The sequence below is a fragment of the Pseudomonas sp. GL-RE-29 genome (assembly GCF_019947275.1).
GTDB lineage: Bacteria > Pseudomonadota > Gammaproteobacteria > Pseudomonadales > Pseudomonadaceae > Aquipseudomonas > Aquipseudomonas fluorescens_A.
Genome location: NZ_JAGYGD010000005.1, coordinates 95,632 through 114,635 on the forward strand (window position 1 = coordinate 95,632; position 19,004 = coordinate 114,635).

Below are 19,004 nucleotides of genomic sequence, written 5' to 3' on the forward strand. Positions count from 1 at the left end.
CCCCACCAACATGAGCGATATTCATGCAAAAGGCGAACATGCTCTAAAAGCGCACAGGTTTGCTATTATCCCGGCCCTTCGTCATGGCCTTACCGAGTAGTCCAAATGTCCGATCGCAGCGTTCGCCTTCAAGCTCTCAAGCACGCCCTCAAAGAGCGCATCCTGATTCTCGATGGCGGCATGGGCACGATGATCCAGAGCTATAAGCTCGAAGAGCAGGATTACCGTGGCAAACGCTTCGCCGACTGGCCGAGCGATGTCAAAGGCAACAACGACCTGTTGGTGCTGACGCGCCCGGATGTGATTGGTGGTATCGAGAAAGCCTATCTGGATGCCGGCGCCGACATTCTGGAAACCAACACCTTCAACGCTACTCGTATTTCCATGGCCGATTACGGCATGGAAGAACTGGCCTACGAACTGAACGTAGAAGGCGCTCGCCTGGCGCGCAAGGTCGCCGATGCGAAAACCCTCGAGAACCCGGACAAGCCGCGCTTCGTCGCCGGCGTGCTCGGCCCTACCAGCCGCACCTGCTCGCTGTCCCCGGACGTGAACAACCCCGGCTACCGCAACGTGACCTTTGATGAGCTGGTGGAGAACTACACCGAGGCCACCAAAGGCCTGATCGAAGGCGGCGCCGACCTGATCCTGATCGAAACCATTTTCGATACCCTGAACGCCAAAGCCGCGATCTTCGCCGTGCAAGGCGTGTTCGAAGAACTGGGCATCGAATTGCCGATCATGATTTCCGGCACCATCACCGACGCCTCCGGCCGCACCCTGTCCGGCCAGACCACCGAAGCCTTCTGGAACTCCGTGGCCCACGCCAAGCCGATCTCGGTCGGTCTGAACTGCGCCCTCGGCGCCAGCGAACTGCGCCCGTACCTGGAAGAGCTGTCGAACAAGGCCAGCACCCACGTCTCTGCGCACCCGAACGCCGGTCTGCCGAACGAATTCGGCGAGTACGACGAACTGCCGGCGCAAACCGCCAAAGTCATCGAAGAATTCGCCCAAAGCGGCTTCCTCAACATCGTCGGCGGTTGCTGCGGTACGACGCCGGGCCACATCGAAGCCATCGCCAAAGCCGTGGCCGGTTATGCGCCGCGCGAAATCCCGGAAATCCCGAAGGCCTGCCGCCTCTCGGGTCTGGAACCGTTCACCATCGATCGCAACTCGTTGTTCGTCAACGTCGGCGAGCGCACCAACATCACCGGCTCGGCCAAATTCGCCCGGCTGATCCGTGAAGACAACTACACCGAAGCCCTGGAAGTCGCCCTGCAGCAGGTCGAAGCCGGCGCCCAGGTGATCGACATCAACATGGACGAAGGGATGCTCGATTCGAAGAAGGCCATGGTGACCTTCCTCAATCTGATTGCCGGTGAACCGGACATCTCCCGCGTACCGATCATGATCGACTCCTCGAAATGGGAAGTGATCGAAGCCGGCCTGAAATGCATTCAGGGCAAGGGCATCGTCAACTCGATCAGCATGAAGGAAGGCGTCGAGCAGTTCATTCATCACGCCAAACTGTGCAAGCGCTACGGCGCCGCCGTGGTGGTCATGGCGTTCGACGAAGCCGGCCAGGCCGACACCGAAGCGCGCAAGAAAGAAATCTGCAAACGCTCCTACGACATTCTGGTCAACGACGTCGGCTTCCCACCGGAAGACATCATCTTCGACCCGAACATCTTCGCCGTGGCCACCGGTATCGAAGAACACAACAACTACGCTGTGGACTTCATCAACGCCTGTGCCTACATCCGCGACGAACTGCCGTACGCCCTGACGTCGGGCGGCGTGTCCAACGTGTCGTTTTCGTTCCGTGGTAACAACCCGGTGCGCGAGGCGATCCACTCGGTGTTCCTGCTGTACGCAATCCGCGCCGGCCTGACCATGGGCATCGTCAACGCCGGGCAACTGGAGATCTACGACCAGATCCCGGTGGAACTGCGCGACGCCGTGGAAGACGTGATCCTCAACCGCACCCCGGAAGGCACCGACGCCCTCCTCGCCATCGCCGACAAGTACAAGGGCGACGGCAGCGTCAAGGAAGCCGAGACCGAAGAGTGGCGCAGCTGGGACGTCAACAAGCGTCTGGAACATGCGCTGGTCAAGGGCATCACCACCCACATCGTTGAAGACACAGAAGAGTCCCGCCAATCTTTCGCCCGCCCGATCGAAGTGATCGAAGGCCCGCTGATGTCCGGCATGAACATCGTCGGCGACCTGTTCGGCGCTGGCAAAATGTTCCTGCCGCAGGTGGTGAAATCCGCCCGCGTCATGAAGCAGGCCGTGGCCCACTTGATCCCGTTCATTGAACTGGAAAAAGGCGACAAACCGGAAGCCAAGGGCAAGATCCTCATGGCCACGGTAAAAGGCGACGTGCACGACATCGGCAAGAACATCGTCGGCGTGGTGCTGGGTTGCAACGGCTACGACATCGTCGATCTCGGTGTGATGGTGCCGGCGGAGAAAATCCTTCAGGTCGCCAAGGATGAAAAGTGCGACATCATTGGTCTGTCGGGCCTGATCACGCCGTCGCTGGATGAAATGGTCCATGTCGCTCGCGAGATGCAGCGTCAGGATTTCCACCTGCCTTTGATGATCGGTGGCGCGACCACTTCCAAAGCGCACACAGCGGTGAAGATCGAGCCCAAGTACAGCCACGACGCGGTGGTGTATGTCACTGACGCTTCCCGTGCTGTCGGCGTGGCCACGCAGTTGCTGTCCAAGGAACTGAAGGCCGGTTTCGTCGAGAGAACCCGCGAGGAATACGTCGAAGTCCGCGAGCGCACCGCCAACCGCAGCGCCCGTACCGAACGCCTGAGCTACGCTGCCTCCATTGCGAAAAAGCCGCAGTTCGACTGGAGCACCTACGAGCCGGTCAAGCCGACGTTCACCGGCAGCAAAGTGCTGGATAACATCGACCTCAAAGTGCTGGCCGAGTACATCGACTGGACGCCGTTTTTCATCTCCTGGGACCTGGCCGGCAAGTTCCCGCGCATCCTTCAGGACGAAGTGGTCGGTGAAGCCGCCACGGCGCTGTACGCCGATGCCCAGGAAATGCTCGCCAAGCTGATCGACGAGAAACTGATCAGCGCCCGTGCAGTGTTCGGGTTCTGGCCGGCCAACCAGGTGCGTGACGATGACATCGAACTGTACGGCGATGACGGCAAGCCACTGGCCAAGCTGCATCACCTGCGTCAGCAGAACATCAAGACTGACGGCAAGCCGAACTTCTCCCTGGCCGACTTTGTCGCGCCCAAGGACAGCGAACTCACCGACTACGTGGGTGGTTTTATCACCACCGCCGGCATCGGCGCCGAAGAAGTGGCCAAGGCCTATCAGGACGCTGGCGACGACTACAACTCGATCATGGTCAAAGCCCTGGCTGACCGCTTGGCCGAGGCTTGCGCCGAGTGGCTGCACCAGCAGGTGCGTAAAGACTACTGGGGTTATGCCAAGGATGAAGTGCTGGATAACGAAGCACTGATCAAGGAACAGTACAGCGGTATCCGCCCTGCTCCGGGCTACCCGGCCTGTCCGGATCACACCGAGAAAGCCCAGCTGTTTGCCCTGCTCGATCCAGAAGCCGAGGAAATGCGCGCCGGCCGTAGCGGCGTGTTCCTCACCGAGCACTACGCGATGTTCCCGGCGGCAGCGGTCAGCGGCTGGTACTTCGCTCACCCGCAGGCGCAATACTTCGCCGTGGGCAAGATCGACAAGGATCAGGTGCAGAGCTACACGTCGCGTAAAGGTCAGGAATTGAGCGTGACCGAGCGCTGGCTGGCGCCGAACCTGGGTTACGACAACTGACCTGGCGCCAGCAAGCCGGCTCCTGCAGAAACACGCATGTGGCCTGTAGGAGCTGCCGCAGGCTGCGATCTTTTGATCTTGAGCCACCGTAAAAGGATCACGGAGGCGAACTAACGCTGATCTCGTTCTCAGGCACCGTACGCATTCCCTCTGTAGGAGCCGGCTTGCTGGCGATGGACTCAAATGCACCGCGTTTCAGTCAGTCCTTGCTCGATATCGTTAACGACCATCGCCAGCAAACCGGCTCCTACAGAAAATACGCATGTGGCCTGTAGGAGCTGCCGCAGGCTGCGATCTTTTGATCTTGGCTTTTTAAAAATCAACGTCAAAAGATCGCAGCCTGCGGCAGCTCCTACAGGGACCTTGGCCGCTTAGCGCCGGGGATAGCTTTACGTCGTCATGGATGGGCCGGCGGCACTGGCTGTCGACTCAATCTCCGCAACCTCTTTTCGAGACAGCTCGATCAACTTCTCATTGCGCGCTACTTGGTTATTGACCAGCCGATTTACATATACCGGATCATCGGCACTCATCGTTTCATCTTCAATCGTCTCTCCAGCCTCCGCTTCATCAAGCGCTCTGAACACGTCAGGGTATTTCTCCTCGAGGTAGTCCTTCCAGTAGTCACGCTGGATCAAGTCCTCAAAAAAACCATCGCCACGCTCCGCATTGATTACTGCCAGACGCACTTCGTCCAGCTGCGTGTGAGTGACACCCGAGGCATAGGTCATGTGTTTAGGTTGGCCGGGCAGTTCCAGACCGTCGCTCCATCCCCCCGTCAGACCGATTCGATAACCCAGCCGCACCTCCGCCTGATCCTGACCGGCATGACGAGCGGCTTTTATTGCCAGCTCATCCACTTTGTCCAGCCGAAAAAGTTGCCTGGACAATTTCAAAAGTGGCGCGCCCTTGACGGACAGCCGCCCGGCAGGAACATCGAGCAAGGCATTGTGTAGGAACACTTTGCTTTCCAGGCCGCTGAAGGTGAGGATTCGACCATCGACACAAGTGCCATGGGAACTGGAGCTATCAAACAGGATTTTTCTTAGCTCACTGTTGCTGGCAGCAGCGTCCAACACCATCCACACGCGGCGAGTCAGATCGGCATTCGCCACCCTGAACTCCTGCGTGTCCTGAAGGCGCGAAAGCAGATGAAAAAATGCAGTATTGTCCGGTTCAGCCGCCAGTTGATTCCAGATTCGCGTTTTACTGGCCAACTCCTCGGAAGAGTCATTGGCCAACCACGGTGCCAGCTCTTCAGGACCGACCTCTGCTTCAGGCAGCACTTCATCAGGCTCGATGCTGGAGCTTTCGCTTTCGCCCTCACCATTAGCCTCTTCGATCAAGTCATCAAGGTCGGAGCGCGAAAGCCCCAGTACCGTTTCGCTCGCTGAACTCTCGCGGTAGTCCCTGAGGCGTTCAAGACTTTCACGGGACAGGTTGTAGTTGTCGCTCAGGTCAGTGCCGGCCAATAGCACATCGTGACTGCCATCGAAAGCCAGAGGTGGAATGGACGAGATGTCATTACCGCTCAGATTCATCGTTCTCAGCTGGGAAGCGTCCAGTACACCTTCCGGCCACTCAGTCAGGTTGTTGTTGCGCAGATCCAGCGTCTCAAGCCGCTCGAAAATGGCGATATCAAAGGCGTCCAGGTCGTTGTACCCCAGATCCAGCCAGGTCAATCGCTCCAGCCGGTTCAATGAGGCAAATCGGTGCTCGGCGTCGCTCAGGCGGTTGGCGGAGAGTTCCAGCCGCTCAAGTTTGTCCATGTACAGGACAGGCTCCGGCACTGTCTCCAGGTCATTGCCATTGAGCTCCAGCCTTTTCACCTGGGTAAACGCCTTGAGGAACCCGTCGGAGCCGTGCGGGGAAATCCTTATACCGGTCAGGTTCAAGGTACCCACATGGGAAAACTCCAATGGCAGCTCGGGGAGATCACCGAGTTGCAGGCCATTGAGATTCAACACCGAGTCCGTGACGCCATCTGCGACGGTCAGGCCTTCGCGCCAGCATTCGAGAATTCGCAGGGCTCCCAACCGGCGGCTTTCGGACGACATTACCCAGCCAGCTCCGCGCGATTGTCGCGTAAACAGCCATCCATTCAATCGCCGCGTCATCGATTCGAAGGTGTGCTCCCATCCAGCCAGCCGTGCGTTGATTTGCAGGTCAGTCGCCCCGCTCCCACGTATCTGCTCGATCACCTGTAAGGCATCATCGTCGGCAAGCGACGGGTTCAAACGCTGCAAACGTTGTGAAAAATTCCCCGCCCCCTCGCCCGCAGGGACTTGCGACAGCGGCAGCAAATGACGAGCGATCGAATAGCCGCTTTCCGCCGGAGGAAAAGCCGAAGGCACCGGCTCGAGAGCGAACGTTTCAAGGGTTCCGGCGGGCAGCCCTTTAGCGATTTCGATACGTTGCCGAGCCGCTTTGAGTGCTGACACAGCTTGCGGCGTCAATGGCGTGCCGGTCAGATCAACCTTGGTCAGCACATCGTTCTCAAGCACCGCTTCCGGCAAGGCGGAAATCTTGCTGTTACGCAAGTCCAGCCAGTTCAGCTGCGGCAGATCTTGTGCCCCTGCCGGCCACTCATGTAGCCCCGTCGCCTGCAAATTCAGGGCCTGGAGACGCTCCATACCACGGACGTCCAGCGAGTTCAGGGGGTTATGGCTCAAGTCCAGAGACTCAAGAGCGCTCAAACCGTAGAACGCCTGTTGCACGCCAGGGCTGACAACGATTTGATTACCGGAGAGATCCAGACGGGTCAACTTCGCAAGATCGCCAGGCGCTATCGGCACTTCGGTCAACCCGTTGCCACTCAAGTCCAGCGTCTGCAGCTCGGTAAATCCGCGAACAAAACCTTGCAGCTCTTCCGCAGTCGCTCGCGTCCCGGTCAAATACAACGTCTTCACATGGTTGAAAGCGCCAGCGGACAATTCCGGAAGCGCTCGAAGTTGAAGTTTCGGCAGTTCCAGCACCGAAACATCCGCCATCGAGGTGTAACGTTTGAATGCGCCGTTTCGCCAACTGGTTCGAATAGCAATCGTCGCCATTGATCGTTTGATCACCTCATCAAAATCCAATCCCGCCTGAATCCCCTGCCCTGTCCACCGATTCAACTGGAGATCAAGCAGGCGATGCTGCTCGCTCAAGGCTTCCACCGCCTCGAACCTGGCCTGCGCTCCCTGCCATTGCGCAAAAAAACTGTCTGGCACCGCGTGGAACGCTCCGCCTACGCCCTCGGCCAGTCGCGCCAGTTCAGCTTCGGAATAGCCCCTGACCATTTCCTCCAGGTCGACAAGGTGCTCTGGATGATTCTTGACGTACTCATAGGCGGGTTTGAATTCTTCGCGGGAAAAGTTCGACCATTCCAGGGACAATCCTGACCACAGTGGTTCATGCCCTTCGATCAGGGCGCGGGGCAATGAACTGATTCCAGTGCCTTTCAAATCCAATCGCACAAGGTTCGGTAAGTCGATCACTCCGACCGGCCACTCCAGCAGCCCCTTGGCCGTAATCCCAAGCCTGCGCAGATTGCGCATACGGCTCAGATCGAGTGCCATCGGCGTGAAACCCGGCGTGTAAACGTTGAGCTCTTCGAGGTTCGTCAACTGACTCAACTGCGTTGGCATCTGCTCGGCGAAGGGTTCGGCCGAATACAGGCTCAACTTGGTGAGGCGCGGCATCGCACCCAGTTTCTGTGGCACGTTAGTGAATCCACTACCGGTCGCATTGACCCCCAGCCCTTCGAGTTCGGGAAAATAGCCAAGCAAGGCATCGATACTGGCATCGTTGATGAATCGCCCTCTGAGACTCAACTCGCGGACGTGAGAAAAATCCGCAGACAGCGGCGGTAACGGGTCGTCACAGGTCAAGTCGAGCCACCGGAAGCGCAGTTGCTCCCCGGCCAGCGGAGCATTGCGCCAGCACTCCTTGATATTACGTGCAACTGAAGGCCTGCCGCCCAGCATGGATTGCAAAACAGATTCCGGCGCGGACTCGCCAACCCATTGATCGAGCGTCGACTCCAGCAGCTCCCATTCACGCAGGCGAGATTGCAACAAGCCAAAAATCTGGGCGTCGGTTTTTCCTGCCCGTAACTGATTCAGGATAAAGCCGTGGGCTTGTTGATCGGTGAGCCCCGGATAAACATCCTGCACGCGAGTCACCAGCGAAGGATGCAAGCCCTGGCCACGCCCACTGGCGTAGTAACCCACCGTACGCTCTGTAACGCGTACGGGCGGCTTGAACGCCTTGTTACCGCTGAATCGCTGCTCCAGTCGTTGCGCCAGTTCAGCTCGATGTTCAACAGCCGAGTCGATGACCGCCCTTTGCAGATCGCCACTTTGCCCAACGTGTGGAAGGCCCAGCGTCTGGCGAGACTCATCCGGTAACGCATGCATGATAGAGGAGAAAAAGTTATCGCCATTTCTCGGCACACTGTTGAGCGCCTCTCCACGCTCGTCAAACGCTTGGTAGGCAGGGCCATTCTTGACCAGGTACTTGCGACTGGCCGCAGTCTCGCTACCAATGGCATCGATCAGCGGCCCTTCAACGTGCCCGTCACGGATTTCCAGACGTACTTCATCGGACCAGCCCGGCAGTTCTTCCAGCGCATGCAGCGCCAGCCATTTGCTGTCAGCTGAAACCATTCGATGTGTTTGCAGATCGACGAAAGCACGACTCTGACGGCCCCGTTGCGCGTACCAGCGGGCTTGCTCGAGCATCCGCAAGGGAGTCCTGCGCGTAGTTTTCAGCCGCGCCAGTTCTTCGACATTGGCATCGAGCAGGACCCTCTGCGCGGCGAATCTGCTCAGCCCGGGACACTCTCTTTGCAATCTGTCGATGGCTTGCCGGCTAGCGGCGTGCTCAATGATTTGAGCCCCCTCTGGATCCGCCGCGAACAGCCCCAGAGCATCCGCCAGTTCGGGCGGTGGAGGTAAATGGTCCACGTGCATTTTGCGCAAGGCATTGTCGTCGACAGCGCAGCCATCGGCGATCTTGAGCAGTTGCTCGTCGGTCAACGCGTCCGTCGAATGGCCTATACGCCGCAACAACGTCAGCCGATCCCACTGCAACGGACGCTCGTAAGTATGACGCCACGCGCCATGCCCGTTGTGCTCGAGAATCGGCTGCCAGGCGTGCGCATCGGTGGGATGTTTGATGCGCCATTTCTTCAGCGATCCATCGTAGGCTTTTTCGTAGACCTTGCCCGATTGGCGAATGTACGTTTTGCCCTTTACCCGAAAGCGGCCCTGTGCGTCGGGAATGGTGTCGCGACTCAGAACCACATCGCTTTCATAGGCCTTGAGATCCGGTTTCCACAGTCGATTGTCACCATTGGACCGCTTGATCGGTTCCAGGCCTTCGATTACAGGCTCAGGCTTGACCGCCGCCAGTTTGCCGAAACCGTGGCCCACACCTGCCATCACCGCGATCAATGCCAGGTTTTCCGCGACGTCGACTAAATGCGCCTTGGCCGCGATGCGGTCGCCTTCACTCCATTCGATCGCTCCTTCGAAGGATTCGTAGAGCAGTTGAGCGGCCATGACCGTCATCATGATCTCGCCCAGCACCGGTACGAACATCGACACCATGTTCAAACCGAGCATGCCGATTTCCAGCAGGTGATTGAGCTTTTCCACGCGAACCTTCGCATCCACGTCAGCCGTGGGGGCTGCGTGGCTACGCGCATCGGCGATTACCTTGTCGCGATTCTGTTCGTAGAGATAAGCCCAAAGATCGACGTTGTCAGCCCAGATACCTGCAGACCCTTTGTGAAGAATCTCAACGGGATTGAGATATGGGTTGTCTTCCGGCTCCCGTTTGCCTTGGCGCTCGGGTGGCAGCTCTTTGATACGACTGACGTTAGAGACCAGGGGAATGAGCTGAGCGACTTTCACCCATATAGAGCGCAACGGGTCAGTCGGAGCGTCCACGGTTTCGCGGGTGAACTGGCTGAAGTAGTAAGGACGGTCGGCGTAGGCGACGAACTGGCTGAAAAACCGCTGATGCCCACTCGGCGCGGCTGCCTCGGGTAGCGACTTATCCCGTACCGTAAACTGACGTTTGAACTCTTCACGCATCTGTGCAGGCGTGTAACGCTTGAGTGGATGTTCCGGATCATGGGGAACGTAAACAATGAATTCATCGGTGTAGCGATATTTCTCACAGATACCGAATACGACACAGCCGGTCATCCTGCGCTTCATCAAACTCAGATCACGAAACCAGACTTGCTTGTTGCCCTGCCTGGGATGATTTTCTCCATTGATAACCGACAGGATCATCTCGTGATCCTTGGGTTCGATATCCTTTTTCAACACTGCAATGTCGGCGGCTGACCTCAATGCGGCTTTCTGACTGGCAATGAACTGCTGGCGAAGCGTGTCCTCAGCCTTGGCATCCGCTGATTGGAAAAACGTTTTTAAGTAAGTTTGATACTGCTGGCCAATGTCGAGGGTGCGACAGAGCGTAAGGAGCTGCCTGACCGTCACATTGACAGCGACCGCCTCAAATACGCCTGGGGTCGACGTTTCAACGACAAACCCGGATTGGGCATGATAGGCACCCTGCTCACATTCGGACGCTTCGAAGTTGTGCAGCGCCGCCTGTAACAACGAGAGTTTCATGACCTCGAACGTCGAAACCTCGATTTCAAGGTCGCCAATTGCCAGAGGCCGTCGCAGACACACATAGGTTTTGTTGACGTCTGCTTCGACTCCGAACCGGTCCTTCAGGGCCTTGATCAGTAACGGCGCGGCAAAGGTGTCGATGTCTTGCAGCGTCGACATCGTTTTGTCCAGCCGGGTCTGGGCGGTAAAACTGGCGTGAAAGCTGTCTCTAAGTGCTGTCTGTTGCTTAATGGATGCACTCCGATACCAGTCCGGCAGGCGGATGCTGGATGCTTTCAACGCAGAGCGCCTTGCCGGCGTGGCCTCAATCAGCCAAGCAGGCGTTAGCTGCTCCAGAAGCTCGCCATGAATGCTGCTTTTTCCTGCAGCCAATACTTGTGTGGACATACTGTCTCTCCTGACACGTGGAGCGACAGAACATCATTTCAACGGGCCGCAGCTGCGGTACATAGTTATCGCATCAAGGAGGGTGAGTTACCAATTGCTTCAGCTCCGGTCACGGCGCGAACCATCGGATTGGCTATGCTCTGTAGACCAACTTTGAGACGGGGGATTTATGGACGATCCAGTCGACAACAAGCCGCCGAGCTTCTGGCAAATGCTGCACAGCGTCATGGCGGCGGCGTTCGGTGTGCAGAGCGGGAAGAACCGCGCGCGGGATTTCACCCACGGCAAGCCCAGTCATTTCGTTATTCTGGGGATTCTGTTCACGGCGATATTCGCGCTGACGCTGTTCGGCATCGTCAAACTGGTGTTGATGCTGGCCGGGCTCTGAAACGAGTCAATGCATCAGGGTTTGCAGGTTGAACGGGTAGCGATACGACACTGGCCGACCCTTGGCGGAAAGCTTGTGAAAGTCCACGCCGAAGTCCTGTGCCGCTCCCATCGCCAGCAGGCGCTTGGCCTGTGCCCGATCAATCAGTTGCAACAACGGTATCTGCCGGTCACGCCCGCCGTACTGGCTGACGTCGACACCCTGGTCGTAGTCATGCAATTGCACCAACGCCCAGCCGCCCAGACTGAAATGCCCACCCAGCAGCACGCTCAGTCGGTTTTCCAGCAAGGCGTGCAAGGCATCGGGTGAATTGTTGATGGTGCCGAACAGCGCATCCTTACCGGGTTTGCCACCGGTTTCTTCGTAGGCCTGCATGACGCCGAAGCTCATTTCGTCATTGGCCGTCCAGACCAGCGAGGTCTGCGGGTAGCGTTTGAACAGCAATTTGGCCTGTTCATAGGCGCGCTCCCGGGTCCAGCCGCCGTACACCAATTGCCGCAAGCGCACCTCGGGGTGTTCGGCCAACGCGCGACGCATGCCCTTCTCTCGCAACTGCGCGGACGGGGTGACTTTCAATCCCGAGAAGGCCACCAGGTCAATCATCTGTCCGGGGGCGACGGGGGGATGGAGCCGAATCAGCTCCTTGAGCATCAGGTACCCGCCCTCTTCATCGTTGGGCACCAGGCTGCCCACCCAATCAGGGTATTTGTCCGGGCGTGCGCCAAGCAGGTGCATCTGGTCCACGGTCAGGGCGTTGTTGACCAGAAACAGCTTCACACCGCTGCCCTTTGCCAGACGCAGGATTTCCGGAGCGATGTACTGCTCGTTGACGAACACCAGATAGTCGGGTCGGTTTGGCCCCAGCAGGGCTTCGCGTGCCTGCTTGATGGTGATATCGGAGGTGCGATCGGAATACTGGATGCGCAGGTCGACGTTCAGGTCCTTGGCCGCGGCCTGCATGAACTGCGAGTAACTGACCCAAAAAGCTTCCCTGGTGGTTCCCGGATTCAGGAACAACACTGATTCCGCCTGGGCGCAAGGCCCCGCGACCGTACCCAGCGCCAGTAATGCACCACACAGAAACTTCAACATTTGTCGCCCGAGCCCCGGAAATTCGCCGCGCATTATAGCCAGCGAACCTTCGCAAAACGGTGTTTATTCCGGTTTTTGTCCGACAATCGTCAGAACGAGGCCCGGACGGGGTCGTTTATTGGTGACTGACCCAAAATACGGCTGTACCAACGACCAGAATGATCAGGAACAGAATCGCCCAGGCATCGACCGTGCTATCGCTTTTTGTCGCTTTGGTTGGGTTGCTCATTGCATCGCCTCTTGTCGGTTTTATCGGTGATTGCATAAAGACTCGACCACAGTAAAGACGACGATTGCCCGCACCACAAACAGGGTCTTTGCAACAACGATTCTCATTAGGCGATTTGGTTCTTTACATATACTCAAACATCACTTTTGCGCATAACTGCAAACTGGTATCTTGCCCCGGCTCCGTAGGGAGTGCGCGGCCGTGCGCGCAGAATTGCAGAGGTTCCATCGGACTCAAGCAAGCACAAAAACGCAGCTGTATCCGAGCGACCCAAGCCTGAGAACAGGACTTATATGTACGTATACGACGAGTACGATCAGCGGATCATCGAGGACCGCGTCAAGCAGTTCCGTGATCAGACCCGACGCTATCTGGCAGGTGAGCTGAGCGAAGAAGAATTCCGCCCCCTGCGCCTGCAAAACGGGCTTTATATCCAGCGATTCGCACCGATGTTGCGGGTTGCGGTGCCGTACGGCCAACTGACTTCGCGCCAGATGCGAATGATGGCCAAGATTGCCCGTGACTACGACAAGGGCTATGCGCACATCAGCACCCGGCAGAACGTGCAGTTCAACTGGCCGGCAGTGGAAGACATCCCGGACATCCTGGCTGAGCTGGCCACCGTGCAGATGCACGCGATCCAGACCAGCGGCAACTGCCTGCGCAACGTCACCACCGACCAGTTCGCCGGTGTTGCCGCCGACGAGCTGATCGATCCGCGCCCGTGGTGCGAAATCGTTCGTCAGTGGACGACTTTCCACCCGGAATTCGCCTACTTGCCGCGCAAGTTCAAGATCGCCGTCAACGGTTCGACCTCCGACCGTGCCGCCATCGAAGTCCACGACATTGGCCTGGAGCCGGTGCACAACGCCGCTGGCGAACTGGGTTTCCGTGTGCTGGTCGGCGGTGGCCTCGGCCGTACGCCGGTCGTAGGCGCGTTCATCAATGAATTCCTGCCATGGCAAGACCTGTTGAGCTACCTCGACGCCATCCTGCGGGTTTACAACCGCTATGGCCGTCGTGACAACAAGTACAAGGCGCGAATCAAGATTCTAGTGAAAGCGCTGACGCCTGAAGTCTTCGCCCAGAAAGTCGATGCGGAAATGGAACACCTGCGCGGTGGCCAGACCACGTTGACCGAAGCCGAAGTGCATCGCGTCGCCAAACACTTCGTCGACCCGGACTACAAGGCTCTGGACGATCAGAGCGCCGCACTGGCCGAGCTCGACCAGCAAAACCCGGGCTTCGCCCGCTGGCGTGTGCGCAACACCCTTGCTCACAAGAAGCCGGGTTATGTCGCTGTGACCCTGTCTCTGAAGCCGACCGGCGTTGCGCCGGGCGACATCACCGACAAGCAACTCGACGCCGTTGCCGATTTGGCCGACCGTTACAGCTACGCTCAACTGCGCACTTCCCACGAGCAGAACATCATCCTGGCCGACGTTGAGCAGGACAAGCTGTTCACCCTGTGGGGCGAGTTGCGCGAGCAAGGTTTCGCCACGCCGAACATCGGCCTGCTGACCGACATCATCTGCTGCCCTGGCGGTGATTTCTGCTCCCTGGCCAACGCCAAGTCGATCCCGATCGCCGAATCGATCCAGCGCCGTTTCGACGACCTGGACTACCTGTTCGACATCGGTGAACTGGACCTGAACATTTCCGGTTGCATGAACGCCTGTGGTCACCACCACGTCGGCCACATCGGCATTCTCGGGGTGGACAAGAAAGGTGAAGAGTTCTACCAGGTTTCCCTCGGCGGCAGCGCCAGCCGCGACGCCAGCCTGGGCAAGATCCTCGGCCCGTCCTTCGCCCAGGAAGCCATGCCTGACGTGATCGAAAAGCTGATCGACGTGTACATCGAACAACGTACCGAAGACGAGCGTTTCATCGACACCTATCAGCGTATTGGCATCGACCTCTTCAAGGAACGCGTCTATGCAGCGAATCATTAAGAACAACGAAGTCGTCGACGAAACCTGGCACCTGCTGCCCAAGGATTTCAGCATCGACGAGATCACCAATTGCGACGACTACATCGTGCCGTTGCAACTGTGGCGCGAACACAGCCGCATGCTCCTGGCCCGCGACGGCGGCCTGGGCATCTGGCTGGACGCCGGTGAAGAAGCCGAAGAAATCGGTGAAGACGTGGCGAATTTCCAGGTCATCGCCTTGAACTTCCCGGCCTTCACCGACGGCCGCAACTACTCCAACGCGCGTTTGCTGCGTGACCGTTATGGTTTCAAAGGCGAACTGCGGGCGATTGGCGATGTGCTGCGCGACCAGCTGTTCTACATGCATCGCTGCGGTTTCGACGCCTTTGCCGTACGTCCCGACAAAGACCCGTACGAAGCACTGGAGGGCCTCAAGGACTTCTCGGTGACCTATCAGGCCGCCACTGACGAACCGCTGCCGCTGTTCCGTCGCCGTTGATCGTGATGCCTTGAACCCCTTCGCGGGGTTCAAGGCCATCCACTTACAAAACGTTTGCTACTTCCCTATCGGAACGCCCCGCCCCAACGCCACCCAGTCTCTGTAGAGCCGCGCCCTGTCCTCCAGCGCGGAAAACATCACGAACGGGTTTTCGGCATCAGCGATGGTGGTTTCCAATGTTCTTCTCAACCAGCCCCACAACTCATCTGAAGCATCCGCTTCGTGCAGCAGTCGCCAGACCCTTGCCTGCAAGTCCAGGTAACTGACCCGAAAATCCGCGGTCAGGCTCAGACCGTCCATTACCCGCAAGAAACCCGTGCTCGAAGGCCTGGCCTTCAGTCGCTGCCAGATCAGTGCCCTCGTCTGACGCAACGCCTCGTCGCCCTCACGCAACCAATCGGTAGCGCTGCCATAACTGGCTCCCGGCTCAGCCAGCCACAGGTTGATTCCCGTCAGTTCCCGATGCCTGACAATGCGCAACAACGTGTCTTCGTCCGTCAGTGGGTTACCCCACAATTTCACGCGACCACGGGCTATGGCTTGATTCAACACAGCTTGCGGGACACGGCTGATGTGGTTGTCGCGCAGGTCGAGCGACGTCAGGTACGGCTCATCCATGATGCCGATCGGGCACGTGGTAATCCGCGTGTTGCGCAGGTTTACTTCTCGCAGCTTGTCCATCCCCAGCAGCACCGGCGCCACGTTCAACGGGTTGTCACTCAGGTCCAGCGCTTGCAGATTGACCAGCTCACGGAGCTTCGATGCGGTGTTTTCCTGAAATTCAAGGGAGGTTGCTCTCAGATTGAGTGCCGTGAGCTGTTTCATCTGCGGGATAACGGGAGGTAACCCTCCTATAAGGCGGCCTTCGGGGTTGGGTACGCCCAGATCGAGACGCTCCAGACTCAGTGCCTTGAGATTGGGAAAACTCTCCAGAAACGCACCCAGACTCTCACCCGCGCCCAGAGACATGCCTCGCATCGACAAACCTATGACCTCGTTGAACCTTACGCTCATGTCGGGCAATCGGTGGTATTCCTCAAACTCCAGATCCAGTTTGTATCCGGCAAACACTCCATTCGAATAACGTTTGCTGGCCTGTGGTGCGCGTTTCTGCCAGATGGCAATCAACTCGTGGGCCAGTTCAGTGCGGGTCTCTCGCTCGTACTCCATCACATGCTGCGCCAACCCGATGTTGTGCGCGGCCACTTGCGCCGCATTCATCCCGGCTGCCTCTTCATCGCCCACGGCCAGGAAGTCGACGTCCATGGCATCGATGTCCAGCGCCGTTCGGTCGATCCAGGCAGTCAGGTCAATGTGAAGCTGCTGAAACTGCTGCATCAACCGGTCCAGATGTCTCTGAGCGGCCTCGCCTGCCACCAGCAACAGAGCATCGGCTTCGCTGTCAGTGAATTCCGGATACAGGTGCTGCACCTGGATCCGCATCATCTGCTGTGTCAGGGCGCTACCTTGTGGTGTTGCCGGGTAACCACCGCCGCGCAGTCCTTGCGCGTCGAACGGCAATCCGGAATCCATCCTGCCCAGTCCTAGCATGAACCCGGAACGCGGTAGCGCCATTTCACTGAGAAGTCGTCGCAACTCAATGGCCTGATCCAGCGAGTGCAAGGCCAGCGCTGTACGTTCTTCAGCAGACAAGAGACTCAGGAGAGCCACAAACAGGTCAGTACTTTCTTTGGCCGGGTCCGCCACACCCGCCCCGGCATAGCGACCACCCGTTTTGATCAAACGACGGCAGTCCGGCGCATCGAACGGGCCGCTACGGTCCAGCACGCGGCCGCTGATCGAGCCATCCAGCACTTCGATTCGCACGCCTTTTGGCCATCCGGGCAAGCGTTCCAGCGAGTGCAATGCCAGGACGTTGGTATCGGAATGAGCGATGGAGCGCAGGTAAAGGCCTTCGTATGCCCGGTTAAGACGCAAATGCTCTTGGTATTGACGCACCTTGCTGTCCAGACGCTGGAGCACCGGTATGACCTCGGTAGCTTCAGGTGACCGGTTGATATCAACGCCGGAGCGGTCGAGGATCTGCTGCACAACGCTTTTCGGCAGGCCGGGATACTCGCGCTCGAAAATGCGAACCCATTCAAGCTCTGAATGCTGGAGCGCCTGATAGCGCTGGTTGAACAGCTCGGCCCTGGCGCCCGGATCGACGACACCGTCAAGCGCCTGATCGAGCTTGAAACGACTGATGCTGTCGGCCAGTAGCGGCGTCGGTGGACGTCCAGCATGCATCAGCCGCAGCATGTCGTCATCGACGGTGGTCACCCGGCCAATGTGCGCCAGCAGCTCATTGCTGAAGGTGGCCTCGGGGGCACAGATACCGCGCAGCAACTCCATACGGGATAAGGCTGTCTGGGGCAGAACTGCCGGCGGCACGCCCGGCCTGGGCACAATCTTGCTCTCTGGCAACCTCTCCACCGTCGTGGCTTCATGCGGTAACTCGGCACTGGAACCGGCCACGTTGAGATCGGCCACCGCTTTTGCCAGAGGCAGCGCATTGAACAATCCGAATATCGTGCGTGACACGCCCTCTGCGCGCTCTTCCGGGCTTTTGCCATTCACCGCCTCAGCGACGCCATAGCCGGCATCGATGATCCCGGCCAATACCACCACCCCCTCACCACCCGGTACAAACAATGCCAATGGGCCAAACTGGTTGATCCACTTGACGAGAGGCTCGACGACCGCACTCAAATTGTCTCGATTGACCTGCGCATCGTCGCGGATGCTTTCGACGCTGGCCATGGCGGTCTTCTTCATGCTCAGCACCAGTTGCGCGAAAGGGTCGGTGCCTGGAGGCGGTGTATCAAAACCAATGTATTGCCGCGGATCCCAAAAGCCATCGTCGTTGAACAGTCCGGCATTTTTCCCCAAGTGATGTTGCCTGGGGTAAATCGCCATGCCATCCAGCGCGGTCAAGACACCGGCGTGGAAAGTGCCGTCCGCACGATCGTCTTCAACGAAGTGTGCAGCCAGTGACTGTTTCGTGTCTGACGCCGAGGCTTGTTGCACAACCCATTTGCGTAACGTTCGAATGTCAGTGAAAGGGTGCAAGGGTGACGAATTACCGGGGATGTACAGCAAATAACCGCCGGTAGTGTGCTCGTAAAAACACCAGATGTCCGTCGAGGTGTAGCGATAGAGTTTCAGTCGACTGACCTCAATCGACGACATCGCGTGGGTCGGCGCTTGCAGTTGCGCCAGGGTCAGCGTGCCCCAGGTTTGATCGGCCGGCAGTCCGGCCGCCTGCATCGCCAGTGCCAGACCTGCCTCGCCCAAACTGTTTTCCTTGCGTTGCAAGCAGGCCGCAATGACAAATGCTGACTTTACCGATGTTCGCAGCGGGTAAGGATCGTGTGCCAGGATGCGCTTGTCCGATGGCCAGGTACGGTCGAGGTATTCCTGAAAGTGCCTTTTGAGCTCCAGCTCCCAGACCCATTTCTTGAAGTCTGCGGGCCGCAGGGCGATTTGCGTCGAAGGGCCATAAGTCTGTGGCTGGGTGCGGCGGTAGACGCCTTCATAGGTGTCATGGTTGCCGTTACCGTGGTCGGCGAACTCATCGACATTTTCCACGATGCGAACCGAGGGGCCGACGTCGGGGGGCGTGTACAAACCAAACGCGGTTTCGCCAAAACGTCCGTCGCCGACGGTTTGCGCGTTGGACAGCAGTGCCTGGAGCAACGTTTGCGACGTGGCGATCCGGCCCTGCTGGATGCCGTCCTGTGGCGGGTGCCCTCGGTAGTTGTAATCCAGCGTGACGAGTTGGGCAGTCTGCGGATCGATGTCCTGCCCCCACTTTTTCTTGAGCAGTTGCCCACCAAAAAGCTCGGGGGTTTGCGGTTGCGCATCGGCCACGGCCGATTGCAATCCGGCCGGCATTCGCACATTTGGCGCAGGGCTCGGAGGTGCATTGAGCGGAGGGTTAATCATGTGCATTCCTTTGCAAGGTCGAGGAAAACCAACATAACCACCCGCCATCGAAGGGGCAGCAGGAATGAGCGACGAGCTGCTT

The 19,004-nt window shown here is 58.3% G+C and carries 7 protein-coding genes; 4 read left to right on the plus strand and 3 right to left on the minus strand.

The genetic code is table 11. The features are described 5' to 3' along the window. Nucleotides 1-105 precede the first annotated feature (105 nt). On the plus strand, nucleotides 106-3,816 hold the full coding sequence (metH, locus tag KGB21_RS06590; RefSeq protein WP_223504348.1) for a methionine synthase: 3,711 nt from the start codon (nucleotides 106-108) through the stop codon (nucleotides 3,814-3,816). Between the two features lie 389 nt (nucleotides 3,817-4,205). Here the strand turns inward: metH and KGB21_RS06595 are convergent, their stop codons facing one another. Further along, nucleotides 4,206-10,835: an NEL-type E3 ubiquitin ligase domain-containing protein gene (locus KGB21_RS06595; RefSeq protein ID WP_223504350.1), complete on the minus strand. Its 6,630-nt coding sequence runs from the start codon at nucleotides 10,833-10,835 to the stop codon at nucleotides 4,206-4,208. A 169-nt stretch (nucleotides 10,836-11,004) separates the two neighbouring features. On the opposite strand from KGB21_RS06595, the gene KGB21_RS06600 reads away from it, so the two are divergent. Continuing rightward, complete coding sequence (locus KGB21_RS06600) at nucleotides 11,005-11,223, plus strand: DUF2970 domain-containing protein (RefSeq protein WP_034147179.1); 219 nt, start codon at nucleotides 11,005-11,007, stop codon at nucleotides 11,221-11,223. 6 nt (nucleotides 11,224-11,229) lie between these two features. Here the strand turns inward: KGB21_RS06600 and KGB21_RS06605 are convergent, their stop codons facing one another. Beyond that, nucleotides 11,230-12,315, minus strand: coding sequence for an ABC transporter substrate-binding protein (locus KGB21_RS06605; RefSeq protein WP_223504352.1), 1,086 nt, complete (start codon nucleotides 12,313-12,315; stop codon nucleotides 11,230-11,232). A gap of 522 nt (nucleotides 12,316-12,837) precedes the next feature. On the opposite strand from KGB21_RS06605, the gene KGB21_RS06610 reads away from it, so the two are divergent. Then, nucleotides 12,838-14,496, plus strand: a complete 1,659-nt coding sequence (locus KGB21_RS06610; protein ID WP_223504353.1) for a nitrite/sulfite reductase — start codon at nucleotides 12,838-12,840, stop codon at nucleotides 14,494-14,496. Beyond that, nucleotides 14,480-14,974 carry a DUF934 domain-containing protein gene (locus KGB21_RS06615; RefSeq protein WP_034147181.1) on the plus strand — a complete coding sequence of 165 codons (495 nt, stop codon included), beginning with the start codon at nucleotides 14,480-14,482 and terminating at the stop codon, nucleotides 14,972-14,974. Before KGB21_RS06610 ends, KGB21_RS06615 begins: the two co-directional genes overlap by 17 nt. Before the next feature lie 57 nt (nucleotides 14,975-15,031). On the opposite strand, the gene KGB21_RS06620 is transcribed toward KGB21_RS06615, so the two are convergent. Further along, on the minus strand, nucleotides 15,032-18,928 hold the full coding sequence (locus KGB21_RS06620; RefSeq protein ID WP_223504355.1) for a leucine-rich repeat domain-containing protein: 3,897 nt from the start codon (nucleotides 18,926-18,928) through the stop codon (nucleotides 15,032-15,034). Nucleotides 18,929-19,004 lie beyond the last annotated feature (76 nt).

Bases quoted from the DNA above. Each gene is read 5' to 3' on its own strand.
- KGB21_RS06615 (WP_034147181.1), top strand. From the start codon at position 14,480: ATGCAGCGAATCATTAAGAACAACGAAGTCGTCGACGAAACCTGGCAC.
- KGB21_RS06610 (WP_223504353.1), top strand. From the start codon at position 12,838: ATGTACGTATACGACGAGTACGATCAGCGGATCATCGAGGACCGCGTC.
- KGB21_RS06595 (WP_223504350.1), bottom strand. From the start codon at position 10,835: ATGTCCACACAAGTATTGGCTGCAGGAAAAAGCAGCATTCATGGCGAG.
- KGB21_RS06600 (WP_034147179.1), top strand. From the start codon at position 11,005: ATGGACGATCCAGTCGACAACAAGCCGCCGAGCTTCTGGCAAATGCTG.
- KGB21_RS06605 (WP_223504352.1), bottom strand. From the start codon at position 12,315: ATGTTGAAGTTTCTGTGTGGTGCATTACTGGCGCTGGGTACGGTCGCG.
- KGB21_RS06620 (WP_223504355.1), bottom strand. From the start codon at position 18,928: ATGCACATGATTAACCCTCCGCTCAATGCACCTCCGAGCCCTGCGCCA.
- metH (WP_223504348.1), top strand. From the start codon at position 106: ATGTCCGATCGCAGCGTTCGCCTTCAAGCTCTCAAGCACGCCCTCAAA.